A 16,352-nucleotide genomic window follows, 5' to 3' on the forward strand; every position below is an offset into this window, starting at 1 on the left:
GAACCACCCGCCCTCAGGAGTCCGGCGCTCCGGGCAGCCGGTCTCTGCCGCGGCCCCGCAGGACGTAGATCATCGCCCCAGCCAGCATCAGCGCCATCCCGTACCACGTGATCGCGTAGACGAGGTGGCTGTTGGGGAAGGCGATCACCGTGAGACCACCCACCGGCAGGCCGCCGGGATTGGGGGTCGCGTCCGCATCCACGAAGTAGGGGGCGACCTCGGTCAGGCCCCGGGCCGCCGCGATCGCCGCCACGTCGCGGGAATACCAGCGGTCGTTCGTGGGATCGTTCGAGCGCAGGAAGGCGCCTTTGGGCTCGGTCAGCCGCAGGAGGCCGGTCACCGTGGTCTCGCCCGCGACCTGGCCGGGCTCCCGGGTCGCCGGATCGCGCCGGTCGCCGGGCACGAAGCCGCGATTGACCAGCACGAGGCTGCCGTCGGGCCGGCGCAGCGGCGTCAGCACCCAGAATCCGCCGCCGCGCTCCGTGACGGCCTGAACCAGGGTCTCGCGATCGTTGAGGAGGGTGCCGGAGAGGGTCACGTGCCGGTAGGCGTCGTCGGGTCCGACGCGCGGCCATTCGGCAGGGCCCGGGGCCGACACGGCCGGCGCGTGAACCCGGGCATCGACCCGGGCGATCAGGTCGAGCTTCCAGGCCCGCCGCTCCACCTGCCACGTCCCGAGCCCGAGCAGGACCAGGAAGACGACGCCCGCGCCGACGCCGAACACGACGCGCCGCAGGAACGAGAGCGGGGCCGGGGAGGGGGCCGAGCGCGGATCAGCCCCCCCTCCCGACCCCGCGGGCCTCATCTCCGGACGCGCGCTCAGCGGGCGTTGTTCATGACGTCGTGGGCATCCATCGGCATCATGTTGTGGTTGAGGTGGTACATCACCCACACCGAGCCGGCGAGCATGATCACCACCACCGTGATGGTGAAGATCAGCGCCATGAAGGTCCAGCCGCCCTCCGACTTCGTGCTCATGTGCAGGAAGTAGATGACGTGCACGACCATCTGGACGCCGCCGAGCGCCAGGATGACCAGGGTGGTGACCAGGCTGTTGTCGAGCACGTTGCCCATCACCAGCCAGAACGGGATCACCGTCAGGATCACCGACAGGACGAAGCCCGTCATGTAGCTCTGGAACGTGCCGTGGCCGCCCTCGCTGTGAGCGTCGTGGTGGTCGTGCCCCGCGGCGGCCACGTGGTGCGCGTCGGCGCTCATTCGAGCACTCCCATCAGGTAGACGACGGTGAAGACCCCGATCCAGATCAGGTCGAGGAAGTGCCAGAACAGGGACAGGCACATCAGGCGGCGCTTGTTCTCGACGATGAGCCCGTGCTTGCGCACCTGCACCATCAGCACGATCAGCCACAGGATGCCCATGGAGACGTGCAGGCCGTGGGTCGACACCAGCGTGTAGAACGAGGACAGGAACGCGCTGCGCCAGGGCGGCGCGCCCTCGTGGAACAGGTGGACGAACTCCCGGATCTCCAGCGTCACGAAGGCCGCGCCGAACAGGCCGGTCACCGCCAGCCAGATCTGCGTCTGCTTCACCCGGTCCCGGTCCATCTCCAGCATGGCGAAGCCGTAGGTGATGGACGAGAACAGCAGCATGGCGGTGTTCACCGCGATGCCCGGCAGGTCGAATAGCTCCTTCGGGGTGGGGCCTGCCGCGTAGCTGCGCCCGAGCACCCCGTAGGTCGCGAACAGGGTCGCGAAGATGAGGCAGTCGCTCATCAGGTAGAGCCAGAACCCGAGCATGGTCGAGCCCTCGGAATGATGGCCCTCCTCGTCGGTCTGGTAGAAGACCGGCGCCGCGGCGCCGGGGGGTGCAGTCTCCGCGTGCATCATCGGATCACGCCATCTCCAGTTCGCGCGTCCGCTGACCTTCCGTCCGACTGACGACGTCGGCGGGAATGTAGTAGTCGCGATTGTAATTAAAGGTGTGAGCGATCGCGACGACGAAGATCGCCACGAAGGTGAGCGCCGCCAGCCACCAGACGTACCAGACCATGGCCAGGCCGAAGGTGAAGTTCAGCCCCGCCAGGATCGCGCCGGCCGCGGTGTTCTTGGGCATGTGGATCGGCTTGTAGCCCGTCATCGGGCGGGCGAAGCCGCGGTTCTTCATGTCCCACCACGCGTCGGAATCGTGGACGACCGGCGTGAACGCGAAGTTGTAGTCCGGCGGCGGCGAGGAGGTGGACCACTCCAGCGTCCGACCACCCCACGGGTCGCCGGTGAGGTCACGCAGCTTGTCGCGGTTGCGGATCGAGACCACGAACATCACGATCTGCGAGGCGATGCCGCAGGCGATCAACGCCGCGCCGATGGCCGCGATCACGAACCAGATCTGCAGCGACGGGTCATCGAAGTGCTGCATGCGCCGGGTCACGCCCATCAGGCCGAGCACGTAGAGCGGCATGAAGGCGACGTAGAACCCGGTCACCCAGAACCCGAGGGCCACCTTCCCCCAGAACTCGTCGAGCTTGAACCCGAAGGCCTTGGGAAACCAGAAGGTCACGCCGGCGAACATGCCGAACAGCACGCCGCCGATGATCACGTTGTGGAAGTGCGCAATCAGGAACAGCGAGTTGTGCAGCACGAAGTCGGCCGGGGGCACTGCCAAGAGGACGCCGGTCATGCCGCCGATCACGAAGGTGACGATGAACGCCACCACCCACATCATCGGCACCTCGAACCGGATCCGGCCGCGGTACATGGTGAACATCCAGTTGAAGATCTTCGCGCCCGTCGGGATCGAGATGATCATGGTCGTGATCCCGAAGAACGAGTTCACGTCCGCGCCCGAGCCCATCGTGAAGAAGTGGTGCAGCCACACGAGGTAGGCGAGGATGGTGATGACCACCAGCGCGTAGACCATCGAGGTGTAGCCGAACAGGCGCTTGCCGCAGAAGGTCGAGGTGATCTCCGAGAACACCCCGAAGGCCGGCAGGATCAGGATGTAGACCTCCGGGTGACCCCAGATCCAGATCAGGTTGAAGTACAGCATGGCGTTGCCGCCGAGGTCGTTCGTGAAGAAGTGCGTGCCGACGTAGCGGTCGAGCGACAGCATCGCGAGAACGGCCGTGAGGATCGGGAAGGCGGCCACGATCAGGATGTTGGTGCACAGCGACGACCAGACGAAGATCGGCAGCTTCATCATGGTCATGCCGGGCGCCCGCATCTTCACGATGGTGGCGATCAGGTTGATGCCCGAGAGCAGCGTCCCGATGCCGGCGATCTGCAGCGCCCAGATGTAGTAGTCGACGCCGACGCCGGGGCTCATCGCCGCCCCGGAGAGCGGCGGGTAGGCGAGCCAGGTGGCGCGGGAGAACTCGCCGACGAACAGCGAGACCATCACCAGCATGCCGCCGGCCACCGTCATCCAGAAGCTGAAATTGTTCAGGAACGGGAAGGCTACGTCGCGGGCGCCGATCTGCAGCGGCACCGCGAAGTTCATAAGCCCCGTGACGAACGGCATCGCCACGAAGAAGATCATGATCATGCCGTGGGCGGTGAAGATCTGGTCGTAGTGGTGCGGCGGCAGGAAGCCCTGCTCCTGGCCGAACGCCACGGCCTGCTGCGAGCGCATCAGGATCGCGTCGGCGAAGCCGCGCAGCAGCATGATGGCCGCGAAGATGCAGTACATGATGCCGATCTTCTTGTGGTCGATCGACGTGATCCAGTCACGCCACATCGGCCCCCAGAAGCGGTAGTAGGTGATGACACCGAGCACGGTGAGGCCGACCACCGCCACGCCGGCGAACGTCGCCTGCAGGATCGGCTCGTGGTAGGGGATCTGCTCAATCGTAAATCGACCGAAGAGCAACTGCTGTAGGTCCATGTTTGCGAACATTGGGATCGGCCCGTTCAATGGGTTCGACGGCGACCGCCGGTCTTACGGTGTGGGGCTCGCGCTGGCGGCGAGCGGTCTCATTCGTTGAGCTGCTTGGGCGCGATCTGCCCGCCCTCGCTCTGGCCCTTGCTGTCGGAATCCTTGACCTCCGGGCCCTTGTTCTGCCCCGGCAGCGCGGTCTCGCCCTGGCCCCGTGAGTCCGGGTTGCCCATGTCGGGCCGGGGCTTCATGCCCTGCGGCTGCGTCTGCCCGTGCGGGCCGGTGCCGGAGGCCGGCCCGGTCGCGCCGGGGGCCTCGTTGCCGCGATCGGCCATGCGGTTGTCGTACTGAAGCCGGGCGTAGTTGGCCTCCGCCTCCGCCCCGGACGCGCCGCCCTGAGCGTCGATCTTCACCATCTCGCCGACGCACATCTGCTCCGGCCGCGGACACATGCCGATGATGCGGTCGTACAGGCCCTTCATGTAGGACTTGTAGAACCGGGCCGGCTCGGCCTCGCTCGGCTTCTCCAGCTCGAGATAGGCCTCCTGGCTCAGCTCGCCGCCCTGGGCCTTGGCCTTGGCGATCCACTGGTCGAAGCTCTCGTTGGTCAGCCCGTGGAACTTGAAGAACATGTTGGAGAAGCCGGCGCCGCTGTAATGCGCCGAGCGGCCCTCGTAGGCGCCCTCGCGGTTGATCACCGCATGGAGCTGGGTCTGCATGCCCGGCATCGCGTAGACCATGCCGGCGAGCGTGGGCACGTAGAACGTGTTCATCACGTCGGTGGCGGTGATCTTGAAACGGATCGGCCGGTCCACGGGCGCGGCCACCTCGTTGACCGTGGCGATCCCGTATTGCGGGTAGAGGAACAGCCACTTCCAATCCATCGCGATCGCCTCGACCTCGAGCGGCTGCGTGCCGGCCGGGACGTCGCGCTTCGGGTCGATCTTGCTGAGCGGCCGGAACGGATCGAGGGTGTGGGTCCCGATCCAGGTCAGGGCGCCGAGAGCGATGATGATCATCAACGGCGCCGTCCAGATCAGCACCTCGAGCTGCGTCGAGTGATGCCATTCCGGATCGTAGACCGCGTCCTCGTTGGTGGCGCGATAGCGCCACGCGAAGATCAGCGTGAAGGCGATCACCGGGACGATGATCAGGAGCATCAGCCCGGTCGCCGCCAGCACGAGATTGCGCTGCTGCTCGGCCACGTAGCCGGCCGGGTGCAGGACCACGAAGTTGCAGCCGCCCAGCAGGGTCAGGAGCGGCAGGGCGAGGAACGGCAGGAGGCGCCGCCCGCGGCCGCCTCGGCGCGTCGCGGTGTCGGTCCTGTCCGGTCGATGGGTCAAAGAGGTCACAGCACGCGTCTCGTTATCCCATGCCGCTGCCGCGGCGCTTCTGCCGTGCCGCGCGAGGCGGCGTTCCTGTCAGTCAACGGGTGGCCGGCGGCCTGCGCCGCGGGCCCGACCGGCTACATCTGACGCAGTTCCGAGCGGTCGGTGAACAGGGCCACCAAGCTGCAGACCGCGCCGGACAGGAGGTACACCCCGATCATCGCGAGCCCGTAGCGCTGCGAGAGGAACAGCGCGACGAGCGGCGCGAAACCGGCCCCGAGCAGCCACGCGAAGTCGGAGGTGAGCGCGGCGCCGGTGTAGCGGTAGTGGTTGCCGAGGCGGGCGCTCACCGCACCGGCCGTCTGGCCGTAGGCGAGGCCGAGCAGCATGAAGCCGATCGTGACGTAGATCGTCTGGCCGATGGCGCTCTCGCCGAACAGGAGCGGCGCGATGATGCTGCCGAGGGCGAAGAAGGCGATCAGCGAAGAGCTCATGATCAGGCAGTTGCGGCGGCCGATCTGGTCGGCGATCAGGCCGGAGGCCGCGACCGCGCCGGCGCAGACGATAGCGCCCGAGAACTGCACGATCAGGAACTCGCCCGGCGAGCGGCTGGTGTTGTTCAGCGCCAGCCACGCGATCGGGAAGATCGTCACGAGATGGAACAGCGCGAAGGCGGCGAGCGGCACGAAGGCGCCGCGGGCTACGTCGCCGGCGTGGTGGCGGAACAGCTCCAGGGCCGGGACCGGGCGCAGCCGGTCGAGGTCCATCATCCGGGCGAACTCGTCGGTGGCGACGAGGCGCAGCCGGGCGAACAGGGCGACCACGTTGATGGTGAAGGCGCAGTAGAACGGGAAGCGCCAGCCCCAGTCGATGAAGTCGGCCTCGTCGATGTTGACCAGGAAGAACGCGAACAGCGCGCTCGCCACCATGAAGCCCAGGGGCGCGCCGAGCTGCGGGATCATCGCGTACCAGCCGCGGCGCTCGCGTGGGGCGTTCATGGCGAGCAGCGAGGCGAGGCCGTCCCAGGCGCCGCCCAGCGCAAGGCCCTGCAGCACCCGCAGGCCGGCCAGGATGTAGACCGCCGAGATGCCGATGCTGTCGTAGCGCGGCAGGAAGCTCACCGCCGCCGTCGAGCCGCCGAGCAGGAACAGGGCCGTGGTCAGCTTGACGCTGCGGCCGTGGCGCCGGTCGATCGCCATGAACAGCACGGTGCCGAGCGGCCGGGCGATGAAGGCGAGGGCGAAGATCGAGAAGGCGTAAAGCGTGCCCTTCAGCGGATCGACGAAGGGGAAGAACACCTTCGGGAAGACCAGCACACAGGCGATGCCGAACACGAAGAAGTCGAAGTATTCGGACGCGCGTCCGATCACCACGCCGATGGCGATCTCGTTGGGATGGACCTTGTGGTCTCCCATCGCCTGCTGGGCGTCGCGCTCAAGGCCTGTGACCGTAGGGGTGTTCGCACTCATCTCTGGTTGCTGCCCTCGCCGCGCGTCCGCCGGGACGCCTTGGCCGGAACCGCCTCATGCGGCATGTCCAGAGGTATCGCAACCGGCTCCGGACGCAAGTTCACCCACTGACGCACGCATAGCACCATGTCGTCGCGGGCCGCCGACAGCATCCGCGGGACCGGCGCGGCTCAGACCCGGTAATGCGCCGAGTTCCGTGACAGGTTGATGTTGTAGTAGGGGTCCGCGCGCAACTCGGGGCCCCAGCGATCCAGCATGGTCAGCACCTCGCCCTCGAAGCGCTTCTGCTTCTCGGGCGTGTCCTCGGCGCCGCGGCTCTTCGACTCGTGGTGGATCAGCTTGGCGAAGGGCGTCCAGACGATCCGGTAGCCGGCCCGGCGGACCTTCAGGCAGAGATCGACGTCGTTGAAGGCGACCTTCAGGTCGACCGCGTCGAAACCGCCGACCTCGGTGAAGACCTCGGCCCGCATGGCCAGGCACGCGCCGGTGACCGCCGAGACCTCGTGGGCGATGACCATCCGGCAGAAATAGCCCGGATCCGCGTCCGCGACGCCGAGATGGCTGTGGCCGGCGACGCCCCCGATCCCGAGGACGATGCCGCCGTGCTGGATCGTGTGGTCCGGATAGAGCAGCTTCGCCCCGACGGCACCGATCTCCGGGCGGACCGCGTGGCGGACCAGCTCGGCGAGCCAGCCGGGCTCGAGCACCTCGATGTCGTTGTTGAGGAACAGGAGCACCGCGCCGGTCGCCGCGGCGGCGCCCCGGTTCGACAGATCCGAGAAGTTGAACGCGCCCGGCACCGGGACGATGCGCACCCGCGGATCGTCCCGGTAGCGGGCGAACAGGGCGGCGGTCTCGGGCTCGCGGCTGTCGTTGTCGACGATCACCACCTCGATGTCGGGATAGTCGGTCGCGCCGAGGAGCCCGTCGAGGGTCACCGACAGGATCTCGGCCCGGTCCCGGGTCGGGATGATCGCGGAGACCCGCGGCGGCGGTGTCGGCAGCGGCCGGATCAGGCGGTTGAAGCCGCCGGGGCCGCGTTCCGCCCGGCCGCCCCAGGGGGCCACGACCTCCTCCAGGGCTTGCAGGCGCGCCGCCTCGGCTCGGGCGAGCGACCGGTCCGAGAAGGTGCCGGAGCCCTGTGCGGCGCGCCAGTGATAGAGCACCCGTGGGATGTGGCGGATGCGGCCGGGGTCGAGCCCGTCGGTCAGCCGCAGCAGCAGGTCGTGATCCTGGCTGCCCTCGAAGCCCGGACGCAGACCGCCGACCGCCCGCAGGGCGTCGGTCCGCACCACCGTGAGGTGGTTGATGTAATTCTGCGCGTAGAGCAGCTCGCGGTCGAAGCCCGATTTGAAATGCGGGTCGAACCGGCGGCCGCGCCCGTCGATCTTGTCCTCGTCGCTGTAGATCAGCACGAGATCCGGATCGCGGCGGAGCGCCCGGGCGACCTCGTAGAGGGCGTCCTCGGTCAGGGCGTCGTCATGGTCCATGAAGGCGCAGACCACGCCGCGGGCCAGGCTCAGCGCGTCGTTGGTCGCGCGGGCGATGTGGCCGTTCTCGGGGCGGGTGAGGATGCGGATGCGCGGGTCGGCCTCAGCCGCCTTGGCGAGGATCCGCGGGACCGCCGGGCGCGTGGAGGCATCGTCGACGACGCAGAGCTCCCAATGCGGGTAGAGCTGCGCGCGCAGCGACGCCAGGGCGGCCCGCAGCACCTTCGGGTCGGGGTTGTGCACCGGCATCAGCACGGAGATCAGCGGCGGGTCGGCCCAGTCGGCGATCTCGGCGGTGATCCCGTCCCGCTCCGCACGGCGCAGCGCATGGGTCCCGAGCCAGGCCTCGTAGCCGGTCACCCGCCGGTGGCGCAGGGCCCGCCCGAGGAAGCCCCGCGCGCGCACCTTCTTGCCGAGGACGCGCCACGTGAGCGCCTGTGCGGTCAGGCCGGGCTCGCGCATCAGGCCGCGCAGGGCCAGGACCGGTCGGGCGAGGCGGCGCACCGAGATCCGGCGCAGCCGGGCCGGAACCCGTCCGGCCGGATCGGCCACGCGCAGCTCGACGATGTTGCCGGGCAGGCGGCCGATCCATGCGAAAGCGCCACCGCCCCGCGCCTCCTGCGGCAGCAGCGATCCCGGACGCCCGTCCGGCCCGACGAAGCTGATATCCGGGACCGTATCGCGGCCCTCGGCCGGGTCGTTGGACAGCGTGATCTCGACCCAGCGATCCGCGAGGTCCGGCAGCGCGACGCGCAGCCCGTCCGGCGCGGCCCGGGCCGGCAGGGTGCGGCGGGCGCGCCAGAGCCCGGTCAGGTGCGCCGGCGGGAGGCGAAGATCGGGCGCCTCCGGCCCGGTGGAGCGCACCCTCAACTCCAGCTCTTGTCGACCGAGGCCTTCACGGCGTCCGACATGGCCACATCGAACACGATCATCTCCTCGACCGCCTTGACGGACCTGAGGCGCTCGGCCAGCGCCTGGGTCTCGGCGGGTATTGCGGGCAGGACCGGGATCGGCGCGGCGATGCCGAGTCGGTCAAACAGGGTCGACGCGAAGGCGGGAAACCGGGTCTTGTGCCCGACGATGCCGACCCGGGCGAGGATCTCGATCGCCGCGATGGAATTGCCCGGATGCAGCCGGTCCTCCGGCATGCGGGTTCCGAGCTGGCGCGTCAGGGGGTTGTAGAGCAGCCGGTAGGCGGATTCCGGCAGCATGCGGAAGAACCGTTTGAGGCTTTTCACGTCGGTGAAGTCGTACTCGTCCGCGAAGGCCGCGGCCTCGGCGAGGGGGCCCAGGCGCCAGCTGCGCGCGGGATCGGCGGCGTCGCCGGCCCGCGCCTTCAGCCAGAGCATGCGGGTCGCCATCTCGATCTGCGGCTCCTGCAGCAGGATCGCGGTGATCATCAGGTCCGGCGTCAGGAAGTTCTCGTAGCGCGGGATCGTCACGGCTCCGGACAGGAAGGCCGACGGGGCGGCCGGGCCGGTCAGCACGCAGGTCAGGATCTCGTCCGGCAGCTTGTGGACGCCGAAGTAGCAGTGCTGGAAATGCGGGAAGAGCGCGGCCTGGAGGACGGCCTCCGGCTCGATGCCGGTGTTGATCAGCATCGTGCGCAGCCGCACCCGCCCCTCGGGCGGCACGCGCCGGTAGACCAGGACGTTGGTATCGGCGTCGTAGAGTTCCAGCCGCGGAATCTCGGGCAGCCCCGGCACCTCGTCGGGGGAGACCATGAAGGTGCATTGGCCGGTCGCGTGCCAGCCATTGCGCTTGAAGACCTCGTCCGTGAAGCGGGCCGGGATCTCGGCCACGCGTCGCCCGTCGACCGAGACCACGACCCGGCTGATGGCGAGGGGATTGTCCGGCACGATCCAGCCGCGGATCGAGTCACCCTGATCATGGTCGATGAAGTAGCGCATGTCCCGTAGCGTGAGGCGGCGGCGCGCCGACGCCCTGTGTGGTGGCGCGGCCGGATGCCGAGCGGCAGGCCCATAGCGCATTTTTCCGTCGGCGTGCACCATGACGGCGCCGGCCGGCGGGATCGGCGATTGCGGCTCCCCGCGCCCAGGAACCGCTTGCGCGCGCGCCGGGCAGCCGCTATAGGCCCCGCCCACCGGAGCACGAACGGCTCCGGCCCGGGCGCGTAGCTCAGCGGGAGGGCGCTACCTTGACAGGGTAGTCGATACTCCTCATCAGTCGCTGAGAAACATGGACTATTTCGATGGCTTCCAGGTTCGACGAACCTGAGTGCGGTCGATGAGGAGACGTAGCACAGCGGTAGTGCATTCCCTTGACATGGGAAAGGTCACAGGTTCGATCCCTGTCGTCTCCACCACTCAACGCTCTGATGGCATTAGGTTTTTCCAGAGCGGCGTCCCAAGAGACATCATTGCAGGTTGACTGAACCGAGAGCGGGTTTGCCGAACCCGTCGCGCCCGATGGGCGGCTCGGTGACAGGTTGGCGGGTCAGCGCGGCGTGTCACCGCCCCGCCCGCACCCGTCCCAGGTGGGGACCGGCGGTTCGAGGGGCGCGATAGGCGTGCTTTCGACGAGCAGCGCCAGCATCGCGGTGCGTGAGTTGAGCAGGATGGCTGGCGGCTCGCCCGTGATCAGGCGCCAGCGTTCGACGAAGACGGCCGTCGGCAGATCGGCCACCGCACCCGCGCTGGACGTCGAGCAGCCCGGTAGCGTCTGCGCGGGTATAGCCATGCGCTCTGAACGGACACAGGCCACGTTCGGCCCATTTCATCCGGCTGAGATGGTGAAAAGGTCGTTCCCGCGATCGTCTCTGGAACGGTCGCCGCCGGGCGTGCCGGCTGCGCCTGCGCCTTCGGACCACGAAAAACCGCGTCCTGTCTCCCGCACGCGACGCGGTGTCTGCGCGACAGGCACCGGACCGGCGGTGGCCGCCGGACACCCCAGAGGCGGAGAGGATCACCCGCCCGTCCTCGGACACTGACGTGCGTGATCCGCGGCCGACAGCCCTCACCCCAAGATCACGTCACGGTGCAGGTCGTGACGGAGTCCGGCCGCGCGGGAATGCAAGACATCCCGGTGGCATGGACAATCATAAAGACAGCTAAATCAGCGATAGCAGCTCACGGCCTCTGGCTCGGCAGAGCACAGGGATTTTAGAGCCGCCTCTGTGAGAGCTGCTTGGACTGCGAGCGCAATCAGTTCCTGCTTTCGATCGACACCTTGCTTGATACGATATGCGATCTCGAAAGCCACATGATTCCGCAACAGATGCCGCGGGGCCACCGAGAGCTTGTCTATGTAATTGTCGATGAAATCTGCGGCCGTGACATACGCGTCTTGAGCAAGTTGAACCTGATCGGGTCTCATCGTTGCCGCCATCGCTATCCAGTCATAGCGTTTCGATCCCGTTTGTGCCGGCCGCATCTTGATTAAAGTCAATCTTGCCGAAATTCGAGGCGTGGTAAGTTACGGACTGTCACAGGTTCCGACACGGGCGTTACGCCGGCCTGACGATGTCATGCGCGTTCCAGGCCACGGCGAGCCGCTCGCAAGCCCGCCTCCGGCGCCGGTCGAAAGCGCGCCGCCAGCACGAACTGCGAGTGGGACATTGTCGCTCCCGCCGCCTGCGGAGACGAGCGCTCCGACACCGCCATCGAAGTCCTGAGTGCCGCGCGCGCCGGAGAAGGGGCAGATCGGAAAGGAGGTGCGGCGAGAGAGCCGGCAGCCATGGCAGGATGAAGCGCCGAATGTAATAGTCGCGATCAGCATACCTTGGCATTCACCCGCCGGCGCGTTCGACAACTGACCGAAATCGGACGGGCTCTTGTGAAGCCCGGCCGTTTCCGCGACCATCGGTTGGCGAGCAGCACCGATGGAGTGTGCGATGACGCCGGACGAGGCCAAGACGCTCAGCAACACGATCCAGGATTTGGCCGACGTCGCCGGAGGGCGGGCCGCGCTGCACCTCAAGATGGCGACGATCTTCTTCGCGACGGAACTGATTCGCGCCCTCGTGGAGCGGCAGGCTCTTGCGTCCTCGGACATCGCCGAAGTCTGCGACGCGCTCGACCGGCGGGCCATGCGGCTGGCGCAGGACCTGCCCCGGGCGGCGCAGGACATGGCGGAGATGTCCGCCTCGGTGCGCGCGGAGATCACGGGCCAGGTCGGCAACGTCGTGTTGAGCTGACGCGCCCGCCCGGCGCTGGCCCACAGGAGGAGGACGCTGCGCATGGCCGGCACCGAGCGGCCCGCGCGCATGCCGGGCGCGGCGCGCGGACGGTTCCGATGCGCGGCGGCGGCATGCCGGGCCGGCCTCAGACGAAGTGTGCGGGCAGCGCCATGAACTGCGCATACTGAACCAAGGCGAACGCCAAGCTGCCCACCATTGTCCAACCGACTTCAAGATCGGTCGCGGTCATGCCCTTGGTCATCGCGCTCCTGGCCATCCGGTGTCCCCTCGGTTCAGCGGCCGCTGCTCGGCTGCACTGGGGGAAGGTATGCTCAAGCTCGATGTCTCGGTGATTGCGTCGACGATTGCGCGTCATACCGACCTCGCGCTGCCAGTGGCGAGGGCGGGACGGCGTGAACGCGCTTCAATGGCCCGGGATCGGCGCTTCCAGGGCAGACGGGCCCTGCCGCACGATGCGGCCCATCGGAGCATCGGACCAGTTCTGATCCGGCTGCGGCATCGCCCAAGCCAGCGCCGCGATGGCGGTGAAGCAAAAGCCGACGCAGAGCAGCGCTGCCACGATCTGGCCGGCCGGCGCGCGCTGATGCCAAGCGCGCTCGACCAAGACAGAACCGGCGCCCCACGTCGCGACAATGAGGAGCGGGAAAAGACCCGTCAGCATCGCGTTCATCGGCCGGCTCCCTCAGCGGCCAGCGATCTGGAGAAACGCACCGAGATCGAGAGTGTCGGACGACGGTGGTCCGATATCAGCTCTGTCTTCGACGGGCCCGCCGACGGCGATCCCTACGGGCGGGGGAGGGGCCTGCCACGCCGCCACCGTGCTTGCTGTTCCGAAGAACGCGAGCCCGAGGCACGCACAATCGAAGGCTTTTGTGCGTCGGGAGGGACGTCGGACCGCGCGTTCATGAGCCAGCACAGGGCGTGCTGCGGTCCGGGTCGTCGTGGTTTGATCCCTGAGCATGATGCCCTCCGTCCTGCCGCTGTATTGCGGGCTCGGACGGAGGCGTAAGGGCTCCGACTTACAGGGCAATGTCCTGTCTGTTGCAGCTGAAATCTGCGCCGCTCGACGTGTTCGCCGTTGCGATCTGCCGAATGAACCGCCTTGATCTGCGGAACACCCAGGGCCGCCCACCCCATTGCGGAGCAGCCCGCCGGGCCCGGCATTCAGCCCGGCGGGGTCCAAGCCGGGCACCATCCGTCCAAGCCCTGCCGGCTCCCTAGGCCCTGCGGGGGCGGATGCAGAGGATCCAGACGATCCACGCGAAGGCGGCGCCGCCGATCGCGGAGGATACGAGGACGACGGGTTCGATCCGTGGCGCGGCGCCGCATAGGACCAGCCCCGCCAGAAGCCCCGGCACGGTCCCGATCGCCGCCGCCGGCAGCGCTGCCGTGTCCAGCTTCCGGGCGGCCCAGGCCGTGACGGGCAGGGTGAGCAGGAGCGTCGGGCTGATCAGGACCGCGCCCCAGAGCCCGAGCAGGCCGGTCACCACGGGCGCTGTCCAAGCGATCTCGACCGCACGGTCCCAACTCGCTCCCGCGAACAACGACAAGCCCTGCGTGCGAAAGTCGTCTACGAACCCGGCCAAGATCGTCGTCGCACAGAAGCTGCAGGCGGCGGCGCAGTGCCCGAGAAGGCCGGCCAGCAGGATGCGGCGCCGCGACGGGGGCCCATCGGACCGGAGCAGGGCCCGCTCGCTCATGGAACGCTCGCCGTCACGCCACGGGGCCGCCCGCACTCTGACGGTCATCGTAGCGGCCACCGGGTTACTCGGTCGTGCATCCCGAACGGTCGCGCCTCGCGACACGCTGTCCCCGTGGCGGGTCCTGGGGCGACCGACCGGACCGGCTGGACCATGCGGGGTCGTTCACATCGTCGGATGCGAGGCCGGTGGTATCCACGGGTGCGAGGCCTCGTGCTGCCAGGTGGGATGACGCGCATCCAGCGTCACGTGCTGGCCGACATACACGGTCGCGAGGAAGCCCAGCAGCAGGACCAAGGCCAAGGTCACGGCGTCCGGATGTTTGCGCGCACCATGGATGCCGACGCAGCCCAGCGTGAAGGCTGCCGCCAGGACGAGGGATACGAGCGTGTCGCGCGACATCGGGAACACCGCCATGCGTATCGAAGCCGCTCCTTTGCGTGTCGCCTCGCCGACGCGGGCGGCACGAAGCTGCAGGAAGTAGACGTTCGAGACCGCCTCAAACATCCCGACCTGTCCCGGCAACCATCCGCCCCGGCCGCACTCCGACGCTGCGGGGAACAGGACGAAAGGCGCTCCGCAGCCACTCCCGCCGCCGCGCCGGCGACGCCGTCCGCGCGCCGCACGAGGCCGTCGCTGACCTGTCCAAACCGGGGCACGAAGAGTGTCGTGCATGTGGATCCCGCCTGCCCGCGCCGCGGCGCGTGGCGGGAGATGGGGCGAACCCGCCCGGCACGGATGAGGGCAGCCCGCTCATGCTTCAGCCTGTGCCAGGCGCGTCACCGCGAGCGCCTCACGGGACGGGGCGGCCTCACCCGAACCGGGGGTGGATCACGATGCAGCCTCGGCATCCGTGAACACCACGCCGAACCGTGCGCCGGTACGCCTGACGACGGCACAGCGCCGCGATCCCTGGTCGATCGCCGTCACCAGGGTGAATGTCTCCGGCACGGCATCATCCTCGCCGGCCTCGACCAGCGCGCCGGTATCGGACATGTTCCAGACAAGGCACCGCAGCCGCCTGCCGTGACCTTCGGCGACGATGTGTCCGGCGCTGAAGCACTCTGTTCTGCCCGAAAGGCGTTTTTCGCTCGACATCCTGACTCCTGACGTGGCCGAGGGTATCAAAATAGATCCTCTCCTCGGAACCCGTTAGGATCAGATATCGATCGATTGAATCTCTCACACTACGCTTAATTGAAAACAAATACCGACGATCAACCTGCTCATCTAAACCGTGATATCCACCACGCGCCGCTGCGAACCTGGCTGTGGTCGCCCGGCATCCCGCTCCAGCGCAAGGGTGTCGGAGAGGCGTGGGATCTCGACCGAAACGGTATGCGGACGCGGATCACGCGCGAGCGCCGCGTCGCGGCGCGCGGACTGGATCATCTCCGTCGCACGGACGACGCCGACCGTGTTGATCGAGGTGGATATCGTCATGACTCGAACCTCCCCGACCAGATCCTGAGCATGCGATCCCTGACCAGAGCGTTCGGTGGATCCCGCCAATTCGACGAATCCGCCCGGATCGGCCTCGGCAGGCTCTCAACCCTCCGCCTTGTCGCCCTGGCCCTGTTTGGCCCCGCCATTCGGGTCCGTGCTGTCCTCGCCTGACACCGAGCCGCTGCCATGACCCTGCGGGGTCAGACGCGGGCGGTCAGGCGTGAGGTCTTCGGGTTTCGTTCCCTTCGGGTCATCGGCCATGGTCATGCCTCCTAGGGGGCGAACCGTGCTGGACGGCAAACGGTTCGGACCGTGCTGCGACGAGGGTCGGAGGCGCGGAACGGGGACGCGGCGGCCAATCATCGCCGCTGTCGCGCCGATCGCTGCTCACGGCTGCCCCTAAGGTCTGCCCAAGCGTTCCGGATCGACCGGCTCTGGAGCAGGATCAGCAGAGACAGCGGCCCGGAGGCGCGCACGGCCGCGGGGCGCTCCGCTACCGCAGGTCGATACGAGCGAGCGCCCTTTGGCGCATCCGACAGGCCCAATGCGAAGGCGACCCGAGACCGACGCTTCGGCCGCCCGATTGACGGGGGCCGCAGGCCGCGTCCAACGCGTCCAGCATCGCCGCGGCAGCCGCCATCAGGACCAGCGCAGAGACCGATCCGATCGAGATGATGAAGAAGATCGTTGCGACGACTTGTGGAGCGGTCATAGCGGACCTCGCCGGGCGTTTTTGGGCCAGGCCAAACACGTATGGCTGCCGAGGCCGCAACCGCGTGCGGGCGAACACGCCCCGCATCGCAGCCGCAGGACCGGAGGGGCGGGGAGGGGGCAGCGCGTTCCGACATCATGACGCCGCGTGAGGCCGCGACGTGCGGGCCGCTCCGAGAAGCACGTCCGCCACCGGGTCGACGCCCCCGGGGCCTGTG

Annotated in this window: 17 protein-coding genes and 1 tRNA gene; 2 read left to right on the forward strand and 16 right to left on the reverse strand. The window is 68.1% G+C overall.

What is annotated here, in order from left to right:
* Positions 1–13: 13 nt before the first annotated feature.
* The 8 genes from ABIE45_RS17975 to ABIE45_RS18010 form a co-directional block, all read right to left on the reverse strand.
* Complete coding sequence (locus ABIE45_RS17975) at positions 14–805, reverse strand: SURF1 family protein (RefSeq protein ID WP_192711145.1); 792 nt, start codon at positions 803–805, stop codon at positions 14–16.
* A gap of 14 nt (positions 806–819) precedes the next feature.
* A complete protein-coding gene (cyoD, locus tag ABIE45_RS17980) occupies positions 820–1,218 on the reverse strand; it encodes a cytochrome o ubiquinol oxidase subunit IV (RefSeq protein ID WP_192711146.1) in 399 nt (132 codons plus the stop codon).
* Complete coding sequence (gene cyoC, locus ABIE45_RS17985) at positions 1,215–1,847, reverse strand: cytochrome o ubiquinol oxidase subunit III (RefSeq protein WP_192711147.1); 633 nt, start codon at positions 1,845–1,847, stop codon at positions 1,215–1,217. The genes cyoD and cyoC overlap by 4 nt, the downstream gene beginning before the upstream one ends.
* A 4-nt stretch (positions 1,848–1,851) precedes the next feature.
* Positions 1,852–3,852, reverse strand: coding sequence for a cytochrome o ubiquinol oxidase subunit I (cyoB, locus tag ABIE45_RS17990; RefSeq protein ID WP_192711148.1), 2,001 nt, complete (start codon positions 3,850–3,852; stop codon positions 1,852–1,854).
* A 77-nt stretch (positions 3,853–3,929) separates the two neighbouring features.
* Positions 3,930–5,183 carry a ubiquinol oxidase subunit II gene (cyoA, locus tag ABIE45_RS17995; RefSeq protein ID WP_192711149.1) on the reverse strand — a complete coding sequence of 418 codons (1,254 nt, stop codon included), beginning with the start codon at positions 5,181–5,183 and terminating at the stop codon, positions 3,930–3,932.
* Between the two features lie 113 nt (positions 5,184–5,296).
* On the reverse strand, positions 5,297–6,628 hold the full coding sequence (locus tag ABIE45_RS18000) for an MFS transporter (protein ID WP_192711150.1): 1,332 nt from the start codon (positions 6,626–6,628) through the stop codon (positions 5,297–5,299).
* Positions 6,629–6,798: 170 nt separating this feature from the next.
* Entirely contained in the window at positions 6,799–8,988 is a 2,190-nt protein-coding gene (locus tag ABIE45_RS18005; protein ID WP_373622432.1) for a glycosyltransferase family 2 protein, read from the reverse strand.
* Positions 8,985–10,028 (reverse strand): hypothetical protein, encoded by a 1,044-nt coding sequence (locus ABIE45_RS18010; protein ID WP_192711151.1) that lies wholly within the window; start codon positions 10,026–10,028, stop codon positions 8,985–8,987. The genes ABIE45_RS18005 and ABIE45_RS18010 overlap by 4 nt, the downstream gene beginning before the upstream one ends.
* A 341-nt stretch (positions 10,029–10,369) precedes the next feature.
* On the opposite strand from ABIE45_RS18010, the gene ABIE45_RS18015 reads away from it, so the two are divergent.
* A tRNA-Val gene (locus ABIE45_RS18015) sits at positions 10,370–10,444 on the forward strand.
* 131 nt (positions 10,445–10,575) lie between these two features.
* Here the strand turns inward: ABIE45_RS18015 and ABIE45_RS18020 are convergent.
* Both ABIE45_RS18020 and ABIE45_RS18025 read right to left on the reverse strand, forming a co-directional pair.
* Positions 10,576–10,818 (reverse strand): hypothetical protein, encoded by a 243-nt coding sequence (locus ABIE45_RS18020; RefSeq protein ID WP_192711152.1) that lies wholly within the window; start codon positions 10,816–10,818, stop codon positions 10,576–10,578.
* Positions 10,819–11,193: 375 nt separating this feature from the next.
* Positions 11,194–11,466, reverse strand: a complete 273-nt coding sequence (locus ABIE45_RS18025; RefSeq protein ID WP_192711153.1) for a hypothetical protein — start codon at positions 11,464–11,466, stop codon at positions 11,194–11,196.
* 505 nt (positions 11,467–11,971) lie between these two features.
* Between ABIE45_RS18025 and ABIE45_RS18030 the strand changes: the two genes are divergently transcribed.
* Positions 11,972–12,274, forward strand: a complete 303-nt coding sequence (locus tag ABIE45_RS18030; RefSeq protein ID WP_192711154.1) for a hypothetical protein — start codon at positions 11,972–11,974, stop codon at positions 12,272–12,274.
* A gap of 406 nt (positions 12,275–12,680) precedes the next feature.
* On the opposite strand, the gene ABIE45_RS18035 is transcribed toward ABIE45_RS18030, so the two are convergent.
* From ABIE45_RS18035 to ABIE45_RS18060, 6 genes are all read right to left on the reverse strand, one after another.
* Positions 12,681–12,947, reverse strand: a complete 267-nt coding sequence (locus tag ABIE45_RS18035) for a hypothetical protein (RefSeq protein WP_192711155.1) — start codon at positions 12,945–12,947, stop codon at positions 12,681–12,683.
* 547 nt (positions 12,948–13,494) lie between these two features.
* On the reverse strand, positions 13,495–13,977 hold the full coding sequence (locus tag ABIE45_RS18040) for a hypothetical protein (RefSeq protein ID WP_192711156.1): 483 nt from the start codon (positions 13,975–13,977) through the stop codon (positions 13,495–13,497).
* A gap of 165 nt (positions 13,978–14,142) precedes the next feature.
* Positions 14,143–14,484, reverse strand: a complete 342-nt coding sequence (locus ABIE45_RS18045) for a hypothetical protein (RefSeq protein WP_373622433.1) — start codon at positions 14,482–14,484, stop codon at positions 14,143–14,145.
* A 324-nt stretch (positions 14,485–14,808) separates the two neighbouring features.
* A complete protein-coding gene (locus ABIE45_RS18050; protein WP_192711157.1) occupies positions 14,809–15,075 on the reverse strand; it encodes a PilZ domain-containing protein in 267 nt (88 codons plus the stop codon).
* A 132-nt stretch (positions 15,076–15,207) separates the two neighbouring features.
* Positions 15,208–15,420 carry a hypothetical protein gene (locus tag ABIE45_RS18055; RefSeq protein WP_192711158.1) on the reverse strand — a complete coding sequence of 71 codons (213 nt, stop codon included), beginning with the start codon at positions 15,418–15,420 and terminating at the stop codon, positions 15,208–15,210.
* A 105-nt stretch (positions 15,421–15,525) separates the two neighbouring features.
* Positions 15,526–15,684, reverse strand: coding sequence for a hypothetical protein (locus ABIE45_RS18060; RefSeq protein ID WP_192711159.1), 159 nt, complete (start codon positions 15,682–15,684; stop codon positions 15,526–15,528).
* Between the last annotated feature and the right edge of the window lie 668 nt (positions 15,685–16,352).

This window comes from Methylobacterium sp. OAE515 (assembly GCF_041806315.1).
GTDB classification, from domain to species: domain Bacteria; phylum Pseudomonadota; class Alphaproteobacteria; order Rhizobiales; family Beijerinckiaceae; genus Methylobacterium; species Methylobacterium tardum.

What these genes read in the sequence shown, in the direction of transcription:
- ABIE45_RS18000 (WP_192711150.1), bottom strand. Translation starts at nt 6,628, where the DNA reads ATGAGTGCGAACACCCCTACGGTCACAGGCCTTGAGCGCGACGCCCAG.
- ABIE45_RS18010 (WP_192711151.1), bottom strand. Translation starts at nt 10,028, where the DNA reads ATGCGCTACTTCATCGACCATGATCAGGGTGACTCGATCCGCGGCTGG.
- ABIE45_RS18060 (WP_192711159.1), bottom strand. Translation starts at nt 15,684, where the DNA reads ATGGCCGATGACCCGAAGGGAACGAAACCCGAAGACCTCACGCCTGAC.
- ABIE45_RS17975 (WP_192711145.1), bottom strand. Translation starts at nt 805, where the DNA reads ATGAGGCCCGCGGGGTCGGGAGGGGGGGCTGATCCGCGCTCGGCCCCC.
- ABIE45_RS18055 (WP_192711158.1), bottom strand. Translation starts at nt 15,420, where the DNA reads ATGACGATATCCACCTCGATCAACACGGTCGGCGTCGTCCGTGCGACG.
- cyoD (WP_192711146.1), bottom strand. Translation starts at nt 1,218, where the DNA reads ATGAGCGCCGACGCGCACCACGTGGCCGCCGCGGGGCACGACCACCAC.
- ABIE45_RS18050 (WP_192711157.1), bottom strand. Translation starts at nt 15,075, where the DNA reads ATGTCGAGCGAAAAACGCCTTTCGGGCAGAACAGAGTGCTTCAGCGCC.
- cyoC (WP_192711147.1), bottom strand. Translation starts at nt 1,847, where the DNA reads ATGATGCACGCGGAGACTGCACCCCCCGGCGCCGCGGCGCCGGTCTTC.
- ABIE45_RS18040 (WP_192711156.1), bottom strand. Translation starts at nt 13,977, where the DNA reads ATGAGCGAGCGGGCCCTGCTCCGGTCCGATGGGCCCCCGTCGCGGCGC.
- ABIE45_RS18020 (WP_192711152.1), bottom strand. Translation starts at nt 10,818, where the DNA reads ATGGCTATACCCGCGCAGACGCTACCGGGCTGCTCGACGTCCAGCGCG.
- cyoB (WP_192711148.1), bottom strand. Translation starts at nt 3,852, where the DNA reads ATGTTCGCAAACATGGACCTACAGCAGTTGCTCTTCGGTCGATTTACG.
- ABIE45_RS18030 (WP_192711154.1), top strand. Translation starts at nt 11,972, where the DNA reads ATGACGCCGGACGAGGCCAAGACGCTCAGCAACACGATCCAGGATTTG.
- ABIE45_RS18045 (WP_373622433.1), bottom strand. Translation starts at nt 14,484, where the DNA reads ATGTTTGAGGCGGTCTCGAACGTCTACTTCCTGCAGCTTCGTGCCGCC.
- ABIE45_RS18025 (WP_192711153.1), bottom strand. Translation starts at nt 11,466, where the DNA reads ATGGCGGCAACGATGAGACCCGATCAGGTTCAACTTGCTCAAGACGCG.
- ABIE45_RS18035 (WP_192711155.1), bottom strand. Translation starts at nt 12,947, where the DNA reads ATGAACGCGATGCTGACGGGTCTTTTCCCGCTCCTCATTGTCGCGACG.